At 44.7% G+C, this 7,139-nt stretch carries 9 protein-coding genes; 8 read left to right on the forward strand and 1 reads right to left on the reverse strand.

Annotated features, from left to right (window positions below; genetic code table 11):
- The 8 genes from F599_RS14495 to F599_RS0112755 form a co-directional block, all read left to right on the forward strand.
- The coding region (locus tag F599_RS14495; protein WP_019543879.1) for an IS30 family transposase at positions 1-612 on the forward strand (612 nt) is incomplete at its 5' end.
- 130 nt (positions 613-742) lie between these two features.
- Complete coding sequence (locus F599_RS0112725) at positions 743-1,345, forward strand: TerD family protein (protein WP_019543880.1); 603 nt, start codon at positions 743-745, stop codon at positions 1,343-1,345.
- A 15-nt stretch (positions 1,346-1,360) separates the two neighbouring features.
- Positions 1,361-2,041, forward strand: a complete 681-nt coding sequence (locus F599_RS0112730; protein WP_019543881.1) for a TIGR00266 family protein — start codon at positions 1,361-1,363, stop codon at positions 2,039-2,041.
- A 103-nt stretch (positions 2,042-2,144) separates the two neighbouring features.
- Complete coding sequence (locus F599_RS0112735) at positions 2,145-2,750, forward strand: TerD family protein (RefSeq protein WP_020700599.1); 606 nt, start codon at positions 2,145-2,147, stop codon at positions 2,748-2,750.
- Between the two features lie 111 nt (positions 2,751-2,861).
- Positions 2,862-3,884 carry an HpcH/HpaI aldolase/citrate lyase family protein gene (locus F599_RS0112740; protein WP_277613111.1) on the forward strand — a complete coding sequence of 341 codons (1,023 nt, stop codon included), beginning with the start codon at positions 2,862-2,864 and terminating at the stop codon, positions 3,882-3,884.
- Positions 3,814-4,962: a phosphoribosyltransferase domain-containing protein gene (locus F599_RS0112745; protein ID WP_026327995.1), complete on the forward strand. Its 1,149-nt coding sequence runs from the start codon at positions 3,814-3,816 to the stop codon at positions 4,960-4,962. The genes F599_RS0112740 and F599_RS0112745 overlap by 71 nt, the downstream gene beginning before the upstream one ends.
- A complete protein-coding gene (locus tag F599_RS0112750; protein ID WP_019543885.1) occupies positions 4,955-6,007 on the forward strand; it encodes a cysteine protease StiP family protein in 1,053 nt (350 codons plus the stop codon). The genes F599_RS0112745 and F599_RS0112750 overlap by 8 nt, the downstream gene beginning before the upstream one ends.
- A complete protein-coding gene (locus tag F599_RS0112755) occupies positions 6,007-6,780 on the forward strand; it encodes an HAD family hydrolase (protein ID WP_019543886.1) in 774 nt (257 codons plus the stop codon). The genes F599_RS0112750 and F599_RS0112755 overlap by 1 nt, the downstream gene beginning before the upstream one ends.
- Before the next feature lie 216 nt (positions 6,781-6,996).
- Here F599_RS0112755 and F599_RS15280 read toward each other — a convergent pair.
- A partial coding sequence (locus tag F599_RS15280) for an IS3 family transposase (protein WP_156022044.1) occupies positions 6,997-7,139 on the reverse strand: 143 nt, incomplete at its 5' end.

Genomic DNA, 7,139 nt, shown 5'->3' on the forward strand with positions numbered 1-7,139 from the left:
AATCTGCCTCATGCCTTAGGACGGAAGAAGCACAGAAAGTGGAACCGCAAGAATAAGCGTATGCTCGGGCGCAGCATAGAGGAGCGTCCTGCGATTGCAGCTGCTGGCACAGAGATTGGTCATTGGAAAGTGGACACAGTCGTTGGTCGACGTCAGGGGCGCGAGGCAGTCATCTTCACGGCTGTGGAAAAGGTGCTACGTGAGTTTATCGCCATCCGCATCCCAGGGCGAACCAGCGCCGGTGTAGAGGTCGCTATGACGAAACTGCGCGAGGAGTTCGGTGATGAGAAATTCAGCAAGGTCTTCAAGACGATGACAGCTGATAACGGCCCGGAATTTGAGACATTCTCTCAGTATGAGCAGCTTGGCACGAAGATCTATTTCATGCACCCGTACAGCTCATGGGAACGTCCTCAGAACGAGCGGCACAATGGCCTCCTGCGGGATTACATCCCCAAAGGGACATCAATCGAATGCTATAGTGATGAAGCTGTTCTGAGCATCGCGGACGAGCTAAACCAGTGTCCGCGCCGTATTCTGGGATATCACACTCCAGCAGAGCTCTTCGACCATTTTCTCGATGAAGTCTATGCTATTGATGAATGTTCTTGATTAAAATAACTGTTCAATTTGCGCTTGCAATTATCCGGGAAAGCTGATTTAATAAAATCAGATGAAAGATGGCTGATAAACAATTTTGATGTCAAGGTTAAATGATTTATATATGAGGAGGATGAACATTATGGCAGTAAATCTTCAAAAGGGACAGAAAGTCAATCTGAAAAAGGACAATGGTCAGGCTTTGGGCAAGGTGATGATAGGCTTAGGATGGGATCCTATCGAAAAATCATCAGGCGGCGGTTTTTTGTCATCAATTTTTGGAAGCAGTGACGATATAGATTGTGATGCGTCAGTAATCTTATTGCAGGGAGGCAAGTTAAGGGACAAGGATGATTTGGTATACTTCGGCCATCTGAAGCATTCTTCCGGTGCGGTGCAGCACATGGGAGACAATTTGACAGGCGAAGGAGAAGGCGATGATGAGCAGGTCTTTGTGGATTTGAATTCTGTACCGGCTAATTATGACAAATTGGTCTTCGTGGTTAATATCTTTAAGGCGGAATCCAGAAAGCAGCATTTCGGTATGATTAAGAATGCTTTTATCCGCATTGTGGATGACAAAGGCAAGGAATTCTGCCGTTATGATCTCTCGGAAAAATTTGAAGGCATGACGGCGATGATATTTGGCGAAATTTATCGTTACAACGGCGAGTGGAAATTCAATGCTATTGGTCAGCCTACCAAAGATGGCGATTTGGGAGCATTGGCAAAACGGTATATGTAAGAAGGGAAGAGGCTTGTGGAATATAAGATACTTTATCCTGAAGCATTTCCAATTATTGAATGTCAGTTGCGACGCGGGGAGAGGATAAAAGCTGAGTCTGATGCCATGGTGGCCATGTCAGCTACTGTAGATGTAGAGGGCAAAATGGAAGGTGGCATATTGAAGGGGCTTATGCGCAAAGTTCTGGCAGGAGAGAGCTTCTTCTTTCAGGAACTAGCTGCCAACCGTGGGGATGGAAAAGTGCTTTTGGGGCATCCTTATCCCGGTGGCATCATGGATGTGGACTTGGATGGTTCATACGGTCTGGTGGTACAGAAGGATGGCTTCCTGGCCAGTACTTCAGGTGTGCAGGTTGATACCAAACTACAGAATCTTTCGCAGGGGTTATTTTCTGGTGAAGGCTTGTTTGTACTGAATATTACCGGCAGGGGGACAGTTTTCATCAGCAGCTATGGAGTAATCCATCCTATCAATTTGGAAAATGGCGAGGAGTTCATCGTCGATAACGGTCATCTGGTAGCATGGCCGGATTACATGGAATACACCATAGAAAAAGCCTCCAGCGGCTGGATTTCTAGTTGCACCTCCGGGGAAGGTCTGGTATGTCGTTTCCGCGGACCGGGAGTTATCCTGATACAAACAAGAAATCCAAGCAGTTTTGAGGGATGGATAAGGTCAATGATACCATCTAAGTGATTTTGTTTGCGGGCGATGAGCAAATCATCGCCTGCTTGTTTTAAGTAGCACAAGATATCGCATGATTGTCATAAATTTTCTATTGAATATGGGAGTAATGGTTATGGCAGTTAATCTTCAAAAAGGACAGAAAGTAAATTTAATGAAAGATAGCGGACAAACTTTAGGCAAAGTGATGATTGGATTGGGGTGGGATCCAATCCAATCATCGGGCAGCGGTGGTGGTTTTTTATCATCTTTGAAAAAAATTATCATAGGCATTGATTGTGATGCAGCGGTTCTGCTTTGTCAAAATGGAAAAGTGGAAGCAAAGGGAGATGTGGTGTCCTTTTTAAATCTGAAACATAGTTCTGGTGCTGTGCAACACATGGGGGATAACTTGACTGGTGAGGGCGATGGGGATGATGAGCAAATTTTTGTGGATTTGGATAAAGTTCCTGACAGGTATGACAAACTTGTTTTTGTAGTCAATGTGTTTGGAGCTAAACTAAAAAAACAACATTTTGGCATGATAAAAAATGCGTATATTCGTATCGTGGATGATAATGGTAAGGAATTTTGTCGTTATGAGCTATCAGAGAATTATAGCGGTATGACAGCGATGATTTTTGGGGAAATATATCGACATAATGATGAATGGAAATTTAATGCTATAGGGCAGGGAACTACCGATGGAGATTTGAACGATGTAGCAAAGCGTTATATATGAGGGAGACAGCTATCATATATGGGGGTTATCATGACGCAAAAAACTTTTAATCAAACAAGCTGTATTAACTATGGGAGTAGTCTATCAATAGATAAGAGCAGGCTGCAATATATGATAGGTGGACTGTTGTATATGCCAGCATTTCAGGTTAATGTTGTGCAGAAAATCAAGGATAGGAAAATTGAGGGCCTGACTTCTGTGGCATTTTGTTTGGAGGATGCCATCCAGGATGATGCACTGGAAGAAGCAGAGAAGAAACTTCGCATTATTTTGATGGAGCTTAGGCCGATTTATAGGGAAAGACGAGAGAAGATGCCTCTTCTTTTTGTTCGGGTACGTACACCAGAACACATGAGGCATATCTCTTGTTTCTTGGGTGAAGATGAAAATATTCTCACTGGATATATCCTGCCTAAATTTGATACTAGCAATGGAGAAGCTTATGCGAATATCATAAGGGATATCAACCGCAAACGTGTGACTCCTCTGTACGTGATGCCGGTTTTGGAAAGTGACATGATTGCAGATATTAGGAGACGGGGGGAGGTTCTCCATGATGTGAAGGCATTGCTTGACAATGTGAAAGAATTCGTGCTGAATGTGCGGGTGGGAGGCAATGATTTCAGTAATTTATATGGACTCAGACGCCCGATTTATACTAATATTTATTCCGTAGGCATAATCCGTGATATTCTGGTTGACATCCTGAATGTGTTTTCCAGGGACTATGTAGTGTCCGGGCCGGTATGGGAATATTTCGATGACAGGAAGGGCGTTGCCTGGCTTGAAGGACTGTTGCAGGAATTGGAGCTTGATCGTATAAATGGCTTTATTGGCAAGACAGCTATACATCCCTCACAGCTGCCCTATATTTATGATAGCTTGAAAGTCAGCCGTACAGACTATGAAGATGCTAGACAGCTTCTGCGATGGGATGTGGAGAAGCTTGGGGTGGTCAAGAGTGCGGATGGCAGCCGTATGAATGAGGTTAAGACGCATCGAAGATGGGCGGAGCGTGTAAAGATGCTGGGGGATATTTATGGGGTCAGAGACGAGTCAAGAAATGAAATTGAGTGTGGGGCAATCAGTATTTACGGCAGAAAACCTGTTGCATGTGGCAAAGCGTCACAATAACAAGAAGAGAAAATATATACTGGTGAATCCCTGGCAGGGCAAGCATCTGCCAGTCAGTCCGACTTTGGCGCTTTCTATGATGAAAGCCTTGGGTGACAAAGTAGCGGCAAGATATGGCGGGGCAAGATTGGTTATTGGTTTTGCCGAAACGGCTACGGCTATCGGGGCTGCAGTGGCAGAGTCTATACATGATGACTGCCTTTACTTGCAGACAACCAGGGAAGATATGGCTGAAGTTAGGACATGGGTTGAATTTTTGGAGGAACACAGTCATGCTCCTGAACAGAAATTGGCAGCTGACGGCTTGCAAAAGTGTATAGAAGGAACTGACATAATTATTTTTGTGGATGATGAGATTTCTACGGGCAAGACATTGTGCAATATGATCGCACAACTAAAGGTGCAATATCCTGTGCTGGAGAGGAAAAAACTGGTGGCCGTTTCTATCCTGAACCGCTTGTCTGGCGAAGATGAGCAGAGGTTAAGGGACTTGGGGATGGAATGTGAATGGCTTGTAAAACTGCCTCAGGAGGACTATGCTGCAGAAATGGCAAAGGTTCAGGCATATAATCCCGCTTTGCTGGCCCAGGGAGCAGATATTTTTTATGAACGCTGTTCAGTGAATATGGAATGCAATCCCAGGTCTGGGGTGAGAATTGGCAGATATTTTGAAGAATGGGAACTTTTATCAGGGAAGATTTACCAGCAATTAGATCTGGATATGTATGCGGATACGTTGGTCTTAGGGACTGAGGAGTGTATGCTGCCTGGTCTGATTCTTGGCAGAGAATTGGAGCGTCGAGGCGCAAAGGTTTGTTTCCATGCTACTACCAGAAGTCCTATAGGCATAAGTGATGTTCAGGGATATCCTATATGGAAGGGCTGGGAGATACGCAGCCTGTATGATGAGAGCGGTGCGCGCAAAAATTATATATATGATTTGCAGCGGTATGCTCAGGTTATTATTGTGTCTGATACATTCCTGCCGGAGCAGGAGCGAATTCAGAGCCTCCTGCAGGTGCTGAAGGAAAATGGATGTGGCAGGATTATCTATGTGGGGAGGTCTGCTGATGTTTAGTACCTATCGCACAGAAGATGTGACCATATTGCTGAAAGATATTACTGGCATGGTGGAACCAATGGGGACACGGCAGCGTGAGGAAATGATACAGAAAGGGCATCATTACTCGGAAATGTTGCCCATAGAATATGAGCCGACCACCAAATATCTAAGTGCCTACTATGATGCTTTGCGCAGGTATGCCAAAGTGACAGCAGAAGCGGTGGCGACGGTGAGTGAGAAGATATACCGCCAAAAAAGGGGGGGGACAGTGCTGGTATCTTTGGCAAGGGCGGGGACTCCGATAGGCATACTGATAAAGCATTACTTACAGAAGCGCTATGGGAGTAACGTTCCGCACTATACGATATCCATTATTCGCGGGTTGGGAATAGATAGAAATGCAATGGATTATATATTGGCCAGGCACAAGCCGGAAAGTATTCAATTTGTGGATGGCTGGACTGGCAAGGGGGCAATCCAAACAGAATTACAAAAAGCTATGGAAGATTATCCGGCAGTGAGTGCTGGACTGGCTGTTCTGTCTGATCCTGCATATGTGTCAGAGAAATGTGGCACTCATGAAGATTTTTTGATAGCCAGTTCTTGCTTGAATTCAACTGTATCAGGACTTCTGAGCCGTACTTTTTTGCGGGAAGAAATTATCGGCCAGGAAGATTTTCATGGAGCTGTGTTCTATAAAGACCTCTCTGACAAGGATTTGACTTACCAGTTCATAAATGCTGTGGAAAAGGAATTTCCTCCTGCTGCTCGGCTTGATGAGGAATTTGCTGGGACAACTGGCTCGGGAATCCAGGAAGTCAGGAAGATTGCTGCAGAGTATGATATTAAAAATATCAATCTTATTAAGCCTGGGATTGGTGAGGCTACTCGCGTGCTTCTGAGGCGGTTGCCGTGGAAACTTTTGGTTTATAGCTTGCATGATGAAGGACGGTTGGGGCATCTTTATGAGCTGGCTGAGGAGAAAGGAGTGGAGGTTGTAGAATATCCGCTGCAAAATTATTTGGCTTGTGGATTGATACAATCTCTGGCAGATAACTGATGAATGAAAAGATTCTTTTTGCTAGTGATTTGGACAATACGCTGCTCGTATCCCACAGGTGCAGGCAGGACGCAGACATTTGCGTAGAACTGAATCAGGGAAAAGAGCAAAGTTTTATGACAAAGCGGGCTATTGGACTTTTGAAGGAAATCAACAGGCAGATTGGCTTTGTGCCTATAACCACACGTTCCTTAGAGCAGTATAGACGGATTGAATGGCCGGAGGGATGTGAGCCAGAAATGGCTGTTGTTGCCAATGGCGCTATCCTGTTGAGGCGGAACGAAATTGACGGTAAATGGTCAAACCAGATAAAGCCTGTGGTGGATGCTGTTTTTTATGAGTTGAAGTCTCAGTATGAGAGGCACTTATCGTTGAAAGATTATATCAGCTGCCGTATAGTGGATGACAGTTATGTTTTTCTTTATTGTGATGAGGAAGCAGATGTTGCAGCTTGTGTAGATGAATGCCGCAGGCATACGACGCTGAAGGTTGAGCATCTGGGCAGGAAGATTTATTTTTTTCCTGCAGGGCTGGGGAAAGGTGAGGCACTGATAAGATTGAAAGAATGTTTGAGGAGCAGTTATATCTACGCAGCAGGTGACAGTCCTATAGATGTTTCGATGCTTAGGATTGCTGATATGGCATTTGCTGAAAATGGGCTCCGGGAAGAGGTGGGAACCAATTGCCAGGTGCAACCTGAAGGAGTGTGTTTTTCGGAATGGCTGCTTGAAAAGATTTTGGAGCGTTTGAATTCATCGGCCTTGTCGTTTTGAGAATGAGGTATATAATCGCGCGTTTGCAGATTAAGATAACTGGATGAGTTCTGAAATGGTTGTAAGGATAAGTGGCCTGTCCCCCGACGATTAGAATCTTTAAACGAAAGGAAGCTCTTTAAATCTTAAAATTGCTTGGTTTTACATACCTTTCCGGATCCTTATGGGTTGCAACTGTAGCGACTAGATAACGGCTAATCTCCTTGAGAAGATGTTCTAGGCGACTCGGTGTTCATTGTAGTATGCCTCTGGTGTACGGTAGCCATTAGCCGAATGGATTCGCTGGCGATTGTAGAAAATCCAGATATACTCGAAAATTGCAGACTTTGCCTCAGAACGCGTCCTGAAATGCTGACCAT

Origin of the sequence: Selenomonas bovis DSM 23594, assembly GCF_000381005.1 — a bacterium.
Classification (GTDB): Bacteria; Bacillota; Negativicutes; order Selenomonadales; family Selenomonadaceae; genus Selenomonas_C; species Selenomonas_C bovis.